Source organism: Actinomadura sp. NEAU-AAG7, assembly GCF_018603865.1.
Taxonomy (GTDB): domain Bacteria; phylum Actinomycetota; class Actinomycetes; order Streptosporangiales; family Streptosporangiaceae; genus Spirillospora; species Spirillospora litoris.
Genome location: NZ_JAHFZY010000001.1, coordinates 1,562,006 through 1,579,610, shown reverse-complemented (window position 1 = coordinate 1,579,610; position 17,605 = coordinate 1,562,006). Strand labels below are relative to the sequence as shown.

Sequence of the window (17,605 nt, the reverse complement as noted above, 5' to 3'; positions counted from 1 at the left end):
GAGGACGACGTCCACTACTCGACCGGCCCCTAGACGATGTTGCTTGGGTCGTCCAGCCAGATCGTGTGTGCTTGGGGAGTGACGGTCATTCCGAAGCGGGTGATGTCGGGACGTCCCCACTTCAGCCATTGGGCGTAGGCGTCTTCGACTTCTTCCCACAGGGCGCGGTCTCCGGCCTGTTCCACCCGGTAGGTCTCGTGGCCTGGTACATAGTCCACCGATGCCCATGCGCCGCCCGGCCCCCGGGCGTCCAGCACCCACAGGGTCGCCTCTCCGGTCTGCTCGATGTCCTCGTAGAAACGAGACACCACACCGGGCACGAGGGTGGCGATCACGAGATCGACGCTGACGGGTGCGGACCGGATCAGCCGGGGGTCAAGCCTTGTCGCGGAGCCGGCGGCTTTCCGGCCTGCATCGACCCATGCGCGTGGACGGCCTCCGGCGGGCCGGTGGGAACGAAGGAGCATGTAGTCCGCTGATCCGCAGAACCGGCCTATGGCGGCACCGTCGGGCAGGACGTCCAGGCGGACGATGGTGCCGCACCCGAAGCCCGGCGAATACGGGGCGACGATCACCCCGCCCGGTCGAGTCTGCTCGATCCACGCGTTCGGGATGGAGGTCACCGCGCAGGTCGCGTGCACCCGGTCGTACGGTGCTCCCGGCGGCCACCCCTCCGCGCCATCGCCCACGATGAGCCGGGGATGGAAACCGGCACCCTTGAGCCGCTTCGCGGCTTGTGCCGCCATATCCGGATCGACCTCGACGGAGGTCACCTTCACTCCGGGGCGGGAGGAAAGCAGCGCGGCCGTCCATCCTGATCCGGTGCCGATCTCCAGCACCCGGTCATGCGGCAACGGGTCGAGCCGAGACAGGAACTCGGCCACGACCGTGGGCATGGACAGTGACGAGGTAGCCAGCCCCGTCCCTTCGGCGTGGCCGTCCTCGAACTGGATGACGAGCGGCTGATCGCGCGCGACCACCTCGGCCCACAAGGCGGAGTCGGCGTCGCGGTCGATTCTGGCCCATGGGCCGGGACCCAGGTCGGCCCAGAACACCGGGGGCGCGAACAGGCTCCGGGGAACCTGCTCGAACACCTCATGCCAGTCGATCACTTCTTCTGCCCGTCGTTGGGGTTGCCGTTGGTGCCGTCGCCCTTCCCGCCGTGACCGCTGCCCTTCTGGCCGTCGCCGCTGCCCCCACGCTCATCGCCCTGCCCGCCTTCGTGCCTGCCCATCGCCGAGTTCCTTTCGCTGTATCCGTGCGGCCGGACGCCGCGTTGTGGAGCCTCCCCGCAAGGACCATGGCCTTGCTGCGGTCGCCGCCTCGGTTGTCGGGCTCTCAGTCGGAAGACGTCATCCGGTTCGTCCGGCATCAGCCACGCATCCGCGCATGAGCACCGACCGCTTGGCTGATGGCATCGACGGCGCCGTCCACCTCGTCAACCGTCCCGATCCGGTGCCACCCAGGTGAACCACCACCGGCCTTCGACGAAGTCCGCCCCCGATCTTTGCGATCGGCTCGCGGCGTCGGAGTTGATCACGTGCAGCACCGTCACGCGGAACCACACCGCACGACATCCCACCGCACACACGCACAGCCGCATCGTGGACGACCAGGTACGAACGGCGCCCACTCGTTGGCATCGGCTGATCAGCGGGGGCTTTGGGGTGTCGCGGGCTGTGGCGCCTCATACCGAGGACGCTAAGCTCATCGTCCTACAAGCATCCACAATGATGCTCGATGATGCTCACCAGGATTCAGGACTGGGCGTACGCCTTAGCGATCAGATGCTCGGCGCCCGCGCCGACGAGCGCCATGGCGGAGAGTTCAACGAAAAGGCGCCGATAGATCTCGACCTCGCCCGGCGTGGTGATGTTCAGTTCGGCGGTGGGCGTCTCCGTGATCACGCGCCGTCCATCGAAGATCCAGAAGTTGGGTACGGACCAAATACGGCGGTCCTGGTCACGGGGGATGATCCCGAGCGAAACCTGCGGCCACGTGGCAACCCGCGCCAAGTGATCAAGCTGCTGGCGCATCAGCTCGCGCGAACCGATCCGAAGCCACAACGCCGATTCCTCCAGGACAACAGCGAACGTACGCTTTCCTGACCGGACGACTCGTTGCTTCTCCATACGAGCCTGGACGGCGTCCGCTACTGCGCCCGGAAAACCATGGAATTCAGTGAACCGCCCCATTCGGGCTGTTGCGTACTCCCTGGTCTGAAACAGTCCGGGAATTACTCCTGGCTCATAGATCTGGAAGGTCGTGGTTCTTTCATAGAGCGGAATAGCGCCACGCTGCACCGCTTTCAACCCGGAACGGGCGGCCCGCCACCATTCGACGTACATCGTTTCGACGGCGCGGACCATCGCTATCAGGTCAGTTGTCTGCTCCTCGGCATCGCAGACGGCGCACCAGATACGGATGTCCGTGTCGGACGGCGTGGTCGTGGTCGCCTCGATCTTGTAGACCTTGGTGCGGTCCCAGTTCGCGGCCCGCGCCAGGGCCGCCCCACTGAGATTCGCATCACGGCGGATGTCACGAAGACGCAACGCAAGAGCGCGCCGCGCCTCCCGAACTGCCGGCGTGGGAGAGTGAGCCACCGTCAGGGCTGGAACCCGGAATGGTCGACGCCCCTCGCCCAAGCGGCTTCGAAGGCCGAACGCGCCAGCCTGGCCGATGCGTCCCGGTCATCGCGTTCGACCTCATTGAGGATACCCTCGCCAGAAAAGTGGTTCCAGTAGACGATGGCTCCGTCAATCACCCAGAAATCCGCCCCGGTAAGGCACAAGTCGGCGGCGTCACGGCGGATCAGCCACCGCACACTTTCACCGGCTCCGACGTTCATGCGCGTCGTCCAGTGGAGGTATCGCGTGTACTCACTGACGGGAGTTCCCACGATACGGGCGCGACGAACCGCAACACCACGTGCGACCGTTTCCAGGACGAGTGACACCCAAGGCGCGAACCTCTCGGCGGGGTCGTAGTCGATCCCGGCCTTCCAGTCGGCGAACGTCTTGGACGGAGGGCCGTAAAAGTCCCTCATTTCCAGATGTAGCGCCTCATGGCGTGCTTCGCGGAGCATTGCCTCGAATGTCTCCTCGAAGTTCTGCGATGACATGGTGCGCCTCCGCGAGCAACGGGTACAGCCGATCAGGGAACCTGATGATCGACTCATGGTCGGGTGTCAATTTACCCGTGGCTCGCGCGTCGGCCCTGGTCGACCCGTCGCCGGTCAGCCCTTGCACAAGGATCTCATGGGTATCGGTGTCCACCCATACGGCAGGGGAACCGCCACCTTCGCTTTGATGGTCTCCGCCGATCAACCGTAGAGTCATGCCTTGCCTCCGGCCTGGAGGATGCTCGATGATGCTCGCTACGCCTCACAGAAGCTTCTCCTGCGCGACGCCGCGCGGTCAACAGCTGCCCGGGTTGGGACTTCTACTTCCGATGGTTGAGGTAGGGGATCCCGGTTTTGGCTGGGTTGGGTCATCGTCGTGACTCGTGAGTGACGGGTGTGGCTGGACGAGCCCGGGGGCTTTACTTGAGTGGGGGGTTGTTCAGTTCTTCTTGGAGGATGGGGACTGCTACCTCTAGGGTTTGCAGGACTATTGTGCTGGCTATTTCTAGGGTGGCGGCTATCTCGGACGGGGTGGCGCCGTGGTTTTTGGCGTTGGTCATGTGCACCTTCAGGCCCTCGGTGAACATGTGGGTCGCCGAGGCGTCTATGGCTATGTAGATGAGTTCCTTGGTCTTCGGGGGGAGGGCGTTCCTGTCCCAGGGGATCGCGGAGAAGCGCAGGTAGGCCGCGAAGAGGACGGGGGCGTGGCGGAGGACGTCCTCCCAGGACGGGTCCCAGTAGCCGCGGCGGCGGGTGAACTCGGCGCGGAGTCGTTCTGTTTCCTCGGTGGGCTCCGGGGGGTCGTCCAGGAGGGGGAAGCCTGTGCTCGCGGCGTGGATGCCCAGGGTCGCGGCCAACTGGAGGGTTTCCATGACTTCTTCGCGGGTCGCGCCGTGGGCCAGGGCGGCGCGGATGTGGCGGCGGATGCCGGGGGTGTGGAGGTGGGTCGGGGCGGCATTCACCGCCAGGGCTATCAGTTCTTGGGTTTTGGGGTCCAGGGCGGCGTGGTTCGCGGGGACGTCTGCCAGGGCGGTGCAGGCGTCCAGGAGTTCGGGGTCGGAGGCCAGGAGTTCCCGCAGCGGTTTCATCGGCGGCCGGTGAAGCCCAGGAAGGGCAGGGCCTTGGTCAGGAGGTAGTACTCGCCGTGGGGCTTCGGCCATTGGGTGACGTTGCGTCCGCTCTCGGCGTGGTAGTAGTTCGTGCAGTTCGCCTCCATCGCGGAGGCGTGGCGGTGGAGTTGGGTGTCGACCCAGTCGACCCAGCGCTCGGCGGCGCCGGGGCGGGTGTCCACGACGCGGAGGCGTTTGCGGCGCATCCGGGCGACCATCCGGGCGGCCACTTCGGCCTGGCGTTCCAACTGGGCGATGATGGAGAAGCCGCCGTTGGTGTTGGGGCCGTAGAGCATGAAGAAGTTGGGGTAGCCGGGGACGGTGATGCCGAGGAACGCCCTCGGGTCGTCCTTCCAGGTGTCGTGGACGGAGATGCCGCCTACTCCGCGTACTTCCAGGGACGCCAGGTACTTCGTCGCGCGGAAGCCGGTGGCCATGATGAGGACGTCTATCTCGCGTTCGGTTCCCGTGGCGTCGATGATCCCCTTGGGGGTCATGCGGGTCACGGCGTGGGGGACGAGGTCGACGTTGGGGCGGTTGAGGGCCGGGTAGAAGCCGGTCGCCAGTACCGGGCGCTTGCATCCCCACGGGTAGTCGGGCGTGAGTGCGGCGCGCAGGTCGGGATTCTCGATGGTGGAATCGATGTACGCGCGGCAGGCCCGGAGGTTCTGCCGCTGGCGTTCGCCGTGCAGGTCGTAGCCCTTGTACATCTGGCGGAACTGGTAGAACAGGCGCAGCCGCCGGAGTTTCTGGATGGGCGGCACCCGGTACATGGCCCGTTCGCGGGGGGTGAAGTCGCGTTCGCCCTTGGGCAGGATCCAGCCGGGCTGGCGCTGGAAGACGTAGAGTTTCTCGACCTCGTCGGCGATCGCCGGGACGACCTGGGTGGCGGTGGAGCCGGTGCCGACGACCGCGACGCGCTTGCCGGTGAGGTCGTGGCCGGCCGGCCAGCGGGCGGTGTGGAATCTGGGGCCCTCGAACCCGTCCAGGCCCGGCCAGTCGGGGTAGCGGGGCTGGTTCAGGAGGCCGAGGCAGCTGATCACGACGTCGAACCGCTCGATCTCGCCATTGGGAAGGAGGAGGTCGTAGCGGGAGTTCGCCTCGTCCCAGGTCGCCGATTCGACGCGGACGCCGAAGCGGCAGTGGCGGCGCAGGTCGAAGCGGTCGAGGACGTGTTCGGCGTACGCCTGCAATTCGGGCTGGCGCGCGTGGGTGCGCGTCCAGTCGTAGGTCAGGAAGGAGAAGGAGTAGGCGTGCGAGGCGATGTCGACCTCGCAGCCGGGGTAGCGGTTGTCCCACCAGGTCCCGCCGGGGCCGTCGGACTGCTCGAAGACCGTGAAGCGGGTGAGGCCCTTCTTCTTCAGTTTCACCGCGGTGGCGATTCCGCCGAGGCCGCAGCCGATGATCGCCACCCGCGGGCTTGAACTGCGCCGTGTCATCCGGTCCTCACAGGGATATCAGTTCGTCCATGACCCGCACGCCGAAGCGCAGCGCCTCCACCGGGCAGCGTTCGTCCACGCCGTGGAACATCGCCGGATAGTCGTAGCCGGCCGGGAACAGCATCGGCGTGAATCCGTAGGTCTCCATTCCGAGCGTCCGGAACCATTTGTTGTCGGTGCCGCCGCTGAACACGAAGGGGGCGACGTCGCAACCGGGGCTCACCTCGCGCAGTGCGCGGGTGAGAAGTCCGAACCATTCACCCTCGTGGTCGGAGAGGACGGGCGGGCTGCGTCGGAGCAGTGACACCTCGGTGTTCTCGTCCAATCCGGAGGTGAGGTGCTCGTGCAGTTCGTCCTCGTGGCCCGGGACGAAGCGGCAGTCGAACCGCGCCCACGCCTCGCCCGGGATGACGTTCTCCTTGTAGCCCGCGCCGAGCCGCGTCACGTTGACGGTGCCCTGGACCCCGGCGGCGAACATCCGGCCGAAGGGACCGGTCCGGGTGGCGAGGACGTCCGCGATCTCGGCGGGCGAGGTGAGCGGGCGGCCCGCGACGCGGGAGGCGAGGACGCGCATCGGCTCGGTGACCGTGTAGGGGCGCTCGGCCGACAGCACCCGCAGCGTCGTCTCCGCCAGCCGCGGGATCGGGTTGTCCTGCGCGATCATGCTGCCGTGCCCGGCGACGCCCTTCGCGCGCACCTCGTACCAGCGCAGGCCCTTGTCGGCGACCGACACCGCGAACAGCGGCGGGCCGGACGGGGTCGGCACGTTGAAGCCGCCGACCTCGCCGATCGCGGCGCGGCAGCCCTCGAACAGGTCGGCGTGCTCGGCGACCAGGTGGCCCGCGCCGAGGCGGCCGCCGGTCTCCTCGTCGGCGACGAACGCCAGCACGATGTCGCGGCGGGGGCGGCGGCCCTCGGCCAGCGCGGTGCCGAACGCCGAGAGCGTCATCGCGACCGCGTTCTTCATGTCGACGGCGCCGCGCCCCCAGACGTGGCCGTCGGCGATGTCGCCGCTGAGGGGGTGGCGCGACCAGTCGGCGGCCTGCGCGGGGACGGTGTCGAGGTGGCCCTGGACGAGCAGCGCGGGCAGCGAGGGGTCGGTGCCCGGGACGCGGGCGACGACGTTGGAGCGGCCCGGTTCGGCTTCGATGACCTTCGGGTCCAGGCCCATGTCGGAGAGGAGGGTCGCGACGTACTCGGCCGCCTCGCGTTCGCGGCCGCCCGGGTTCGTCGTGTCGAAGCGGATCAGGTCGGCGCAGATCTCCTCGACCTCAGCCATCGGCGCCGCCCAGGGTCAGGGCGGCCAGGGCGTAGGTCCGGACGGCGGCGAGGTAGTCCTCCACCGGCACGGACTCGTCGTCCCAGTAGCAGTCCATCGAGCCGGGGCCGTAGGTGACGGCCCTGATGCCCGCCTCCCAGAAGATCGGGGTGTCGGGCCACGCCTGGTGGAAGCCGTGCGCGGCGTCCCGCCCGGTGGAGGCGCGGTGCGCGGCGGCGACGTCGGCGAGCAGGCCCTCGCCGTCCGGCACCCGGAGGGAGCTGCGCGGGTTCTTCACGCAGGTGGCCTCCAGCGACACCTCGACAGGGAACCCGGTGAGGTCGTCGAGTGCGCGCTCCACGGCGGCGCGGACGTCGCGGAGCACGTCGTCCTGCGTCTGCGCGGGCGGGAAGCGGAAGTCGAAGGTGATGTCGCAGCGCTCCGGGACGAGGTTGTGCGCGACGCCGCCGGAGATCTGCGCGACGTTGCAGATCTTGACGTCGTCCAGGACGCGGCCGTCGGCGGCGGTGATCGGCATCGCGAGCACCTCGCGGACGACCTCCGCCGCCCGCGCGACGGCGTTCACGCCGATGTCGAGCGCGGTGGTGTGCGCGGCGCGCCCGCGCACGGTGACGGTGACGTAGGCGATGCCGCGCTGGCCGGTGAGGACCCGCAGGCCGCTGGGCTCGCAGTTGACCGCGTACGCGCCGCGCAGGCCGTCGCGCAGCGCCTGGCGGGTGCCCTCGCCGCCCTCGAAGTGGTTCGGGACGGCGAGCACGACGACGTCGCGGGGCAGCGGGACGCCCGACCGCGCGAGCATGGCCGCCGCCATCGTCATCGCGGCCGTCCCGGCCTTCATGTCCGCGACGCCGACGCCGTGGATGGCGCCGCCGTCGATCTCGCCGCCGAACGGGTCGCGGCGCCAGGACGTCGAGGGCGGGTAGACCTCCAGGTGGCCGTTGAAGATCAGCGCGTCCGCCGGGTCGCCGGTGCCCGTGCGGGCGAGCACGTTCGGCATTCCGGGCGTGCCCGAGTCGGGCAGTTCGACGGTGAGGCCGGCCTCGGCGAGGGGGGCGGCGAGGTGTTCGGCCGCCGCCGTGAGCGCCGGGCCGTCGCCCCAGACACTCGGAATGCGGATGAGATCACGGAGAAAGGCGACGAGTTCCGGTTCGTGCTGATCGATGACGCCGATCACCCGGGCCGCGTCGTCCCCGGTCGCTACGGTGGTCATGGCATTCGTCCGTTCCATGCGATTCGTTTCGAGCGTAGAAGCCTTTTCCGGGGACGTCTTGAGGCCGCCGGACCAAAGAATTCCCGGGACGGCTATGCGCCCGGCACAGCCATCCCATTAGGGCCGAAGACGAGCGCGTGAAAGCGTTCGGCGATACGCCGATATCCGTCCGCGTTCGGGTGGAGGCCGTCGTAGAGGTCGTCCGCGTCGTCCTCGCCGAACAATGAGCGGCCGTCCAGGCAGGAGAGCGCGGCGTCCGCGCGGGAGGCGACGGCCTCCTCGATCAACTCCCGCATCCGGACGAGCGTCAGCCCCGACGTCGAGCCCGTCGCGTGGTAGCGGCCCTGTTCGTCCTGGACGGTGGGTCCGGCGCGGTCCTCGGCGGTCGGGCAGATGATCGGCGACACCACGACCAGTGGCGTCTCCGGGTGCCCGTCGCGGACGGTGTCGAGGAAGCCGTGCAGCGCCGGGCCGAACGTCCGCTCCTTGAGCGAGTCGAGGTTCTGGACGTTGATGCCGATCTTGAGCGTGATGACGTCGGCGGGCAGGTCGCGGATCGTCCGGGCGACGAAGGGGTCGAGGTGGCAGTTCCCCGCGAAGGCCAGGCAGGTCAGATCGAGCCCGGCGGCGCGCGCGACCCGGGCGGGCCAGGCGCTGGTCGGGCCGCCGGCCTCGGCGCAGTGGCTGATCGAGCTGCCGTAGTGCACCCATTTGCGTTCCGGGAGCCGCCCGGGGGTGACGGCCCCGTCGGCGCGCAGGTCGCGCAGCTCGACGACGGCGGCCTGGGGCAGCCAGACCTCGACGTCCTTCCAGCCGGGGCCGAGCCCGTCGAAGCGGATCGTCTCCGGCACGCCCCGGACGGTGTCGGTGACCGCGCCCGCGCGGACGATGCACAGGTCGCCGTCCCGGACGGGGCGGGAGAGCACGCGCGTCCCGTCCACGACCGCGTCGAACGCGACGGGGAACAGGGGGAAGTAGGCGTTGCGGAACCGCGTCACGAAGACGTCCAGCTCCAGGGCGCCCGCGTCGGTGCGCAGGACGAGCCGCACCCCGGCGGGGCGCGGCACCATCAGCCGCATGTAGGGGTCGGTGATCTGCGGGCGCGTCCACGCGGGCAGCCGGCGCGGGATCAGGCCGGTCTCGGTGCGCTCGATGTCGAGGGCGCCCGCCAGCAGGCCGTCGAAGGCGGCGGTCACGATGCGTCCTCCGTCCGGGGGCGGCGGGGTTCCTCCGCCAGCCAGCGTTCCAGCAGGTGGTCGTGCTCGCCCCGGTCGGGCGCGCGGCGGAACTCGCGGACGGTCCCGGTCGTGCGGACGCCGCCCGCGAGCGTCCGGAACCCGTCGGCCTCCTCGGTGACCAGGCCGCGGGCCAGCGTGTGCGGCAGGTCGAGGGCCTCGCGGACGCCGAGCACCGGCCCGCACGGCACACCGGCCCCGGCGAGCAGGGCGAGGGCCTGTTCGCAGGTCAGGTGCGCGAGCGCCGCCTCGACCTCGCGCCGCAGCGGTTCGCGGTTGCGGCCGCGCTCGGCGTCGGTGGCGTAGCGCTCGTCCTCCAGCCAGCGGGGCCGGTCCAGGACGGCGGCGAGCCGGGCGAACAGCGCGTCGCCGGCGACCGCGATCGTGATCGTGCCGTCCTTGGCCGCGAACGTCCCGTACGGCGCGCTGATCGCGTGGTGGCCGCCGGTCGGCAGCACGGGCTCATCGGTGTGCAGCGCCCGCATCGCGACCGACTCCAGGACGGAGACCAGGCCGTCGAACATGGACACGTCGATGTGCTGGCCCCGGCCCGTCCGCTCGCGCTCGCGCAGCGCCGACAGCACCGCGACCGTCGCGTAGAGCGCGGGCACGATGTCGCCGACGCTGACGCCGACGCGGACGCCGGGCCCGCCCTCCGGCCCGGTGACCGACATCAGCCCCGACATGGCCTGCACGATCAGGTCGTAGGCGGGACGGTCGGCGAGCGGCCCGCCGCGTCCGAACCCGCTGATGGAGACCGCGACGAGCCCCGGGTTGAGGCGCGCCAGCTCCGCGGGCGGGAACCCGAGCCGGTCGAGCACGCCGGGCCGGAAGTTCTCGACCAGCACGTCGGAGCGCTCGACCAGCCCGGCGAACCGCTCCCGGTCGGCGGGGTCCTTGAGGTTCAGCGTCACGCCGAGCTTGTTGCGGTTGAGGAGCCGGTGGAAGGTGCTCTCGCCGTCGACGAACGGGCCGAAGAAGCGGCCGTCGTCGCCCGCCGGGGACTCCACCTTGACGACCTCGGCGCCGAGGTCGGCGAGCATCCGCGTGCACAGCGGGCCGGACAGGATCCGGCTCAGGTCCAGGACGCGCACGTCCTCAAGCGCGGTCATCCGAACCACCGCAGGCCGCTCGCGCGGACGGCGTCGGCCGCGTCCTCGTATCCGGCGTCGGCGTAGCGCATGATCCCGATGCCGGTGTCGGCGGTGAGCGCGGAGCGGATCCGGTCGTCGGCGGCGCCGGTGCCGTCGGCGATCAGCGTGACCCCCGCGCTCTGCATGTAGCCCGCGTAGCCGCCTCCCCCGGCGTGGATCGCGACGAGGTCGGCGCCCGAACCGGCGTTGAGCAGCGCGTTCAGCAGCGGCCAGTCGGAGACGGCGTCCGAGCCGTCCGGCATGTTCTCGGTCTCGCGCAGCGGCTGCGACACCCCGCCCGCGTCGAGGTGGTCGCGGGTGAAGGCGATCGGGCCCTTCAGCTCGCCGCGCCGGACGGCGTCGTTGACCAGCAGCGCGAGCCGCGCGCGCTCGCCGTGCGCGAGCCAGGAGATGCGCGAGGGCAGCCCCGCCTGCCGGACGTGCTCGCGCGCGATCGGGATCCACCGCTGGACGAGGTCGTTGTCGGGGAACTCCCGGACGACCAGCTCGTCGATGTGGTCGATGTCGGCGGCGTCCCCGGACGAGGCGACCCACCGGAACGGCCCGAGGCCGCGGCAGAACAGCGGCCGGATGTAGCGCTCGATGAAGATCGGGATGCGGAAGGCGTCCACGCCGTTCTCCGCAGCCTGCGCGCGCAGGTTGTTGCCGTACTCGAAGACGATCGCGCCGTCCTCCTGCCAGGCGAGCATGGCCTCCACGTGCGCGGCGATGGACGCGCGCGCCCGGCGGGTCAGCTCGCCGGGGTCGTCGGTCCGCAGCTCCGCCGCCTCCGCCGGGGACATCCCGGCCGGGACGTACCCGTAGAGCAGGTCGTGCGCGGCCGTCTGGTCGGTGACGACGTCCGGGACGACGCCGCGTCCGCGCAGCGCGGGCAGCACCTCGGCGGCGTTGCCGAGCAGCCCGATCGACTCCGCGGTGCGGGCCGCGACGGCGTCCCGCGCCCAGGCGAGCGCCTCGTCGAGGGACTCGGTGGCGCGGTCGAGGTAGCCGCCGTCGATCCGCCGCCGGATCCGGTCGGGGTCGACCTCGACGCACAGCGCGACGCCGCCCGCCATCACCGTCGCCAGCGGCTGCGCACCGCCCATGCCGCCGAGCCCGGCGGTCACGACGAGGCGTCCGGCCAGGTCGCCGCCGAAGTGCGCGTCGGCGACGGCGGCGAGCGTCTGGTAGGTGCCCTGGACGATGCCCTGCGAGCCGATGTACTGCCAGTCGCCCGCGGTGTAGCCGCCCCAGGCGATCAGCCCGCGCCGCTCCAGCTCGTAGAAGTGCTCGCCGGTGGCCCAGCGCCCGACGAGGTTGCTGTTGGCCATGAGGACCAGCGGCGCCCGCGTCCCGGTGGGGAACACCCCGATCGGCTTGCCGGACTGGACGACGAGCGTCTCGTGCTCCTCCAGCTCCGACAGCGCCGCGACGATCTGCTTCAGCGCGTCGTGGTCGCGGGCCGCCTTGGCCAGCCCGGCGTAGACGATCAGCTCGCCGGGCCGTTCCGCGTGCGCCAGGGTGTTCTCCAGCATCCGCAGCAGCGTCTCCTGGCGCGGACCCCGGCAGCGCGTCCCGCCTCCGGCGGCGTCGGCGATCACCATGCTGGCCCTTCCTTCCCGCGGCGGGGGCCGCGTGTCGCGGGGCGCGGTGTGCTCAGCCCGGGTGGTGCCCCGATCCCCCATCCGGCGGCCCGGCGGTGCCCTCGGCGGCGACCGGCGCGGTCCGGGCCAGCGCGCCGCTCACGCCCGACTCGCGGACGTCCTCCCAGAACGACAGGCAGGCCGCCTCGATCCGCACGCCGAGGACGAGCGGCGCGACCCGCTTCTCCAGGTCGGGGACGGTGCCGAGGCGCTCCAGCGTCTCCCGGAACCCGGCGAGCCGCTCGCCGTGGTAGCCGGCCTGCGCCTCGGCGAGCCGCTCGACCGTCCCCGCGTCGCCCAGCTCGCTGAAGAACAGTTTCAGCTCCGCCTCGTTGCGGACCTGGAAGACTTCGGTGCCGGGGTCGCCGAGCCACGCGCGCAGCGCGTCGCGTCCGGCGGGGGTCAGCGAGTACGTGCGGCGGCGGCGGCCCTGCGTCTCGGCCGACTCCTCCAGGAGGCCGGCCTCGGCCAGCCGCTTCGGCTCCACGTAGAGCTGGCTGTGCGGAAACGGCCAGAAGTACCCGACGGAGCGCTCGACAGCCCGCTTGAGCTGGTACGACGAGCTCGGCCCGCGCAGGCCGATCAGGCCGAGCACCAGGTACGAGCTGGACGAGAGGTGGATCGTCATGGATCGAACTGTACCATCCATTCTGGACGGTCATAGGGCTCGCTCGTCTCCTGTTCGGCACCATGGGCGAGGGCTCAGCTCAGCAGTCGCTGGCGGCCGATCCGGCGTTTCATCGGCGCCAGCGCGGTCAGGTCGATCTCGATCAGATACGGGCCCGGTCCGGCGACCGAGCGGGTCAGCGCCCGGTCGAAGCCCGCGACGTCGGTGACCTTCTCCCCGCGCACGCCCATCGCCGCCGCGAGCGCGACGAAGTCGGGGGTGTGCAGGTCGACGTCGTTGCGGGCGCCGTCGAAGGTCGCGCGCTGGACGTCGCGCAGCACCCCGTACCCCTGGTCGTTGAACACGCAGACGGTCACCGGCGCGTCCGCCTGCGCGAGCGTCGACAGCTCGCCGATCGACAGCATGATGCCGCCGTCGCCGTGGATGACGACGGTCCGCTCGCCGCTGCCGATCGCGGCGCCGATCCCGAGCGGCAGCCCGGGGCCGATCGCGGCGGACGCGGGGTGCAGCGAGGTCCGCGCCGCCAGGATCGGCAGCAGCCGGTCGCCCCAGGCGTAGGCGGGCACGGTCGAGTCCCGGACGACCACGCCCGTGCGCGGCAGCACGCGCCGGACGACGTCCACGATCGCGCGGTGGTCGGGGCCGAGCGCCTCCAGCGACGCCTCCCGCGCCCGCGCGGCGGCCTCGCGCGCGCCGGGGACCCAGTCGGCGGCGGCGTCGCAGGTGGCCACCCGCTCGTCCAGCGCGCGGAGGGTCGCGCGGGCGTCGCCGTGCAGCGCGACGGCGGGCGGGTAGGTCCGGCCGAACACGCTCGTGTCGGCGTCGGCGTGGATGAGCTTGTCGGTGAGGCGCAGGCGCCACGCGTCCGTCGTGTACATCTGGAACCGCGCGCCCACGGCGAGGACGACGTCGGCGCTCTCCACGACCTCGCGCAGCGGCGGTGTCGTGACCAGCGCGCCGAGGCAGAGCGGGTGGTCCTCGGGCAGCGCGCCGCGTCCCTGGACGGACGTCACCACCGGGATCTCCAGCCGGTCGACGAGATGGCGCAACTCCGGCCAGGCGCCGCCGCTCAGCACGCCGCCGCCCGCCCAGATCAGCGGCCGCTTCGCCCCGGCGAGCAGGTCGGCCGCCGCGCGCAGCCGGTCCTCGGGCGGCACCGGGTGGACGTCCGGCGCGGGCCCCGACACCGTCAGCGACTCCGGTACGGACGCGTACTGGAGGTCGACGGGGATCTCGACGGCGGTGGGGCGCGGCGCCCCCGTCCCCGCCGCGCGTCCGGCCGCGACGACCGTGTCGGCGATGTCCTCGGCGCGGCGCACCGTCCAGGACTCGCGGGTGAGCGTGCGCAGCATCGTGAGCTGCTGCTCCGCCTCGTGCAGGTAGCCCTTGGCGCGGCCGTAGAAGCGGCTCTCGATCTGCCCGGTGATCAGCAGCACCCGCGACCCCGCGAAGTGCGCCTCGAACAGCCCGCCCATCGCGTTGGCCGTGCCGGGGCCGGTCGAGGCCAGCGCGACGCCGAGCCGTCCGGTGACGCGGGCGTAGCCGTCGGCCGCGTGCACGGCGCCCTGCTCGTGGCGGACGTTCACGACCGTGATGCCATGGTGGGGGCCGTTGTGCCGCCGGATCGCGTCCAGGATCGGCAGGTTGTGGACGCTCGCCACACCGAACACGTGCTCGACGCCGAGCGCGAGCAGCGCCTCCGCGACGAGGTCCCCTCCGCTGCGGGCCCTGTCGCCCGTCGGGGCGCTCATCGGGCCGCCGCCGTGTGCCGCTGGATCGACTTCAGCTCGGTGAACTGCGCGATGCCGTGCGCGCCCAGCTCGCGGCCGTAGCCCGACTGCTTGTGGCCGCCGAACGGCGCGAGCCCGTTGAACGGGGCGCCGTTGATCTCGATGCTGCCCGCCTCGATCCGCTCGGCGACCCGCAGCGCGTGCTCCTCGTCGCGCGACCAGACCGCGCCCGCGAGCCCGTACGGGGTGCCGTTGGCGATCGCGACCGCCTCGTCCTCCCCGACGTAGGGGATCACCGCGAGGACCGGCCCGAACACCTCCTGCTGCGCGAGGACGATGCGCGGGTCGGAGACGGCGAACGCGGCCGGGCCGGTGAAGAACCCGGCGCGCGGCAGCTCCGCGTCCGGGTAGGCCCAGATCGTGCGGGCGCCGTCGACGAGCGCGCGTTCGATGTGGTCGGTCACGCGGTGCCGCTGGCTCGCGCTGGCGAGCGGGCCGACGTCGGCGTCCGGGTCGTCGGACGGCCCGACCCGGTACCCGGCGAGCGCCGCCGCGACCAGCTCCTCGGCGTCCGGCATCGACTCGAACGGGACGAGCAGCCGGGTCAGCGCGGTGCAGGTCTGCCCGGTGTTGATCGCGACCGTGCGGACGACGCGCTCGACCGCCGCCTCCAGGTCCCCGTCCGGCAGCACGATCGCGGCGGACTTGCCGCCCAGCTCCAGCGTCACCCGCTTGATGGACGCGGCGGCCAGCTCGGCGACCCGGCGACCCGCCCGGGTCGAGCCGGTCAGCGACACCATCGACACCCCGGGGTGGCGGGTCATGTACTCGCCGACGTGCAGGCCGTTGCCGAACACCAGGTTGAGCGCGCCGGGCGGCGCGCCCGCCGCGTGCACGGCCTCGGCCAGCACGTAGGCGTCCAGCGGCGTGATCTCGCTCGGCTTGAGCACGACCGGGCAGCCCGCCGCGAGCGCCGGGCCGAGCTTGGCGGCGGTCTGGAGCAGCGGGAAGTTCCAGGGGGTCATCGCGGCCACCACGCCGACCGGCTCGCGGAGCACGGTGGACCCGCCGATCCGCTCGGTGAAGTCCATCCCGCGCGCCGCCGCCGCACTGTTGCGGAACGTTCCGATCGCGGTCCGCACCTGGTAGCCGAGGCAGTGCTTGCGCGGCATGCCCATCTCGCTGGAGATCAGCTCGGCGAGCCCGCCCTCCCGCGCCGCCAACTCGCCCGCGACGCGGTCGAGGAGGGCGGCCCGCTCGTCCGGCGGCATCGCCCGCAGGACGGGGCGGGCCCGCCCGGCCGCCTCGACGGCCCGGTCCATGTCGTCGGTGGAGGACTCGCGGACGGTGGCGACGCACTGCCCGGTCGAGGGGTCGATGACCGCGATGACGTCGTCGCCATTGTTCTCGACCCATTGCCCGTCGATGTATGTGTCCGCACGATGGTCCATGACGCTCCGCTCACCAGGTCCTGGGCGATTGGTCTCGAAGCCTAGGATCAAACGGCGAAGACCTGTTCGGGCCGGGCCACCAAAGAAATCCGGCACTCATTATGTGAGCGGCACAGGGTGAGCGGCACAGGGTGAGCGACACAGGGCGTGCGGCACGGGGCGTGCGGCACGGGGCCCGGCCCGGCGGCCCGCCGGTCAGGCGAACAACCGCGCGCGAAGATCCGTCCGCGCCTCTTCCCGGTCGCGCCTCATCTGGATCGCGTCAAAGGCCATCAACGCCACGTTGAGATCACCGATGTCGGTGATCCGGCGCATATCCCGGCCGGTGAGCGTGGCGATCTGCCGCAGCCGGTAGGCGACCGTGTTCGGATGCACGACGAGTTCCTCGGCGGTGCGCTGCAACGCCATATCGCAGGCGATATAGACGCGCAGCGTGTCCAGCAGATGCGGTTTCTCGACGAGCTGCCCGATCCGGGTCTCGATGAGCCGCTTGGACACCCAGCGGTTGTGCGCGAGCAGCACTTCGAGGATCACGTCCGTGCACTGCGTGACCTGGCCGCGCTGGTCCCGGTAGATGCTGATCTCCAGGGCCGACAGCGCCTGCCGGCAGCTGTGCCCGGCGGCCGACAGCGACTGGCCCGGCTCGCCCGCCGACACGAACAGCGCCCGGCCGGGCTCGCCGTCCAGCATGGTCGTCAGCAGGTCGACCAGGCCGGGGCCCTCGCGTTCGATCGGCACCAGCGCCAGCAGCAGGCCGCGCCGCTCGCGCAGCAGGATCTCCCGGCGCGGGTCGTGCCGCCATAGCACCTCCATGATCCGCCGCCGGGCCCGCACCCACTGCTGCGAGGTCGGCGCCGGGTCGTGGTAGGCCGCGACCGCGCGGAACCGCTGGTGCGGGTTGATGTTGAGCATCCTGGCCTGGTCGTTCACCGTGCTCGCGTCCACCACGGGCCCGGCGATCAGGCAGCTCAGCAGGTCGGTGCTGACCCGCGCCTGCCATCCGGCCAGCTCGTTGTAGGTGGCGGTGAAGGACTCCAGCTCCCGTGTGCACAGGACGTCGAACAGCTCGGCGAGCCTGCCGAGCACGGCCCGGATCTCGTCCATCCCGCCGGTGGCGTGGGCGAGCACGTGGTCGGTGACGACCCGCTCCAGCAGCCGCAGCCACTCGACGGCCTCGGCGACCGGCTTGCCCTGGAGGGCCATGCGGGCGCCGCGTCCGGACGGCGGCCCGGTGGCGGGCATCCCGCCGGGTGGGGTTCCGCCGGGCGGCGGACGGTCGACCAGCCCGTTCGCGCACAGGTCGATCACGTGCACCGCCATCTCGAACGCCTCGACGGGCGCCTGGCGGTCGACCGAACCGGAATCGGTCGTGGAGACGTACTGGCGGACGAACTCGTTCGCGAGAGCCGTCGACGCCGAACTCAACTCGCGCGACACCGCCGTCATGTGATCGGCGGTGGCGTGCGACGTGCCGGATGGTGCCATGATCACCCTCCCAGAACCGGGTCCGCAAGATCGGCATCGCCTCGAAGACCCGGGTCGTGGTGGTCTAACACGCTATGTCGTCCCACGTCAACGGCCTGCGGGCGCGACCCGGGCCCTCACCGGGGCCCTTCCGTCCAGTGAA

Annotated in this window: 15 protein-coding genes; all 15 read right to left on the bottom strand. The window is 71.3% G+C overall.

Going from position 1 to position 17,605, the window contains the following annotated elements; genetic code table 11:
- Positions 1-29: 29 nt before the first annotated feature.
- Entirely contained in the window at positions 30-1,112 is a 1,083-nt protein-coding gene (locus KLI87_RS07185) for a methyltransferase domain-containing protein (protein WP_214616290.1), read from the bottom strand.
- Entirely contained in the window at positions 1,109-1,234 is a 126-nt protein-coding gene (locus KLI87_RS40920) for a hypothetical protein (protein ID WP_284734055.1), read from the bottom strand. Before KLI87_RS40920 ends, KLI87_RS07185 begins: the two co-directional genes overlap by 4 nt.
- 523 nt (positions 1,235-1,757) lie before the next feature.
- A complete protein-coding gene (locus KLI87_RS07180; RefSeq protein ID WP_214616289.1) occupies positions 1,758-2,552 on the bottom strand; it encodes a helix-turn-helix transcriptional regulator in 795 nt (264 codons plus the stop codon).
- Positions 2,553-2,605: 53 nt separating this feature from the next.
- Positions 2,606-3,121, bottom strand: a complete 516-nt coding sequence (locus KLI87_RS07175) for a DUF6879 family protein (RefSeq protein ID WP_250903493.1) — start codon at positions 3,119-3,121, stop codon at positions 2,606-2,608.
- Between the two features lie 419 nt (positions 3,122-3,540).
- On the bottom strand, positions 3,541-4,209 hold the full coding sequence (locus tag KLI87_RS07170; RefSeq protein ID WP_214616288.1) for a carboxymuconolactone decarboxylase family protein: 669 nt from the start codon (positions 4,207-4,209) through the stop codon (positions 3,541-3,543).
- Entirely contained in the window at positions 4,206-5,669 is a 1,464-nt protein-coding gene (locus KLI87_RS07165) for an NAD(P)/FAD-dependent oxidoreductase (protein WP_214616287.1), read from the bottom strand. Before KLI87_RS07165 ends, KLI87_RS07170 begins: the two co-directional genes overlap by 4 nt.
- Positions 5,670-5,676: 7 nt before the next feature.
- Complete coding sequence (locus KLI87_RS07160) at positions 5,677-6,948, bottom strand: M20/M25/M40 family metallo-hydrolase (protein ID WP_156214237.1); 1,272 nt, start codon at positions 6,946-6,948, stop codon at positions 5,677-5,679.
- Complete coding sequence (locus tag KLI87_RS07155) at positions 6,941-8,158, bottom strand: M20 family metallopeptidase (protein ID WP_214616286.1); 1,218 nt, start codon at positions 8,156-8,158, stop codon at positions 6,941-6,943. The genes KLI87_RS07160 and KLI87_RS07155 overlap by 8 nt, the downstream gene beginning before the upstream one ends.
- 92 nt (positions 8,159-8,250) lie before the next feature.
- Positions 8,251-9,354 (bottom strand): GDSL-type esterase/lipase family protein, encoded by a 1,104-nt coding sequence (locus tag KLI87_RS07150; protein ID WP_214616285.1) that lies wholly within the window; start codon positions 9,352-9,354, stop codon positions 8,251-8,253.
- Complete coding sequence (locus KLI87_RS07145) at positions 9,351-10,505, bottom strand: CaiB/BaiF CoA-transferase family protein (protein ID WP_214616284.1); 1,155 nt, start codon at positions 10,503-10,505, stop codon at positions 9,351-9,353. The genes KLI87_RS07150 and KLI87_RS07145 overlap by 4 nt, the downstream gene beginning before the upstream one ends.
- Positions 10,502-12,130 (bottom strand): urocanate hydratase, encoded by a 1,629-nt coding sequence (locus tag KLI87_RS07140; protein WP_214616283.1) that lies wholly within the window; start codon positions 12,128-12,130, stop codon positions 10,502-10,504. Before KLI87_RS07140 ends, KLI87_RS07145 begins: the two co-directional genes overlap by 4 nt.
- Positions 12,131-12,182: 52 nt before the next feature.
- Entirely contained in the window at positions 12,183-12,797 is a 615-nt protein-coding gene (locus KLI87_RS07135; RefSeq protein WP_214616282.1) for a PadR family transcriptional regulator, read from the bottom strand.
- A 74-nt stretch (positions 12,798-12,871) separates the two neighbouring features.
- The gene (locus KLI87_RS07130; RefSeq protein ID WP_214616281.1) at positions 12,872-14,548 is read right to left on the bottom strand and encodes a thiamine pyrophosphate-binding protein; all 1,677 of its coding nucleotides are present in this window, start codon (positions 14,546-14,548) and stop codon (positions 12,872-12,874) included.
- Positions 14,545-15,978: an aldehyde dehydrogenase family protein gene (locus KLI87_RS07125; protein ID WP_214616280.1), complete on the bottom strand. Its 1,434-nt coding sequence runs from the start codon at positions 15,976-15,978 to the stop codon at positions 14,545-14,547. Before KLI87_RS07125 ends, KLI87_RS07130 begins: the two co-directional genes overlap by 4 nt.
- A 195-nt stretch (positions 15,979-16,173) precedes the next feature.
- Positions 16,174-17,463, bottom strand: coding sequence for a CdaR family transcriptional regulator (locus KLI87_RS07120; RefSeq protein WP_214616279.1), 1,290 nt, complete (start codon positions 17,461-17,463; stop codon positions 16,174-16,176).
- Positions 17,464-17,605 lie beyond the last annotated feature (142 nt).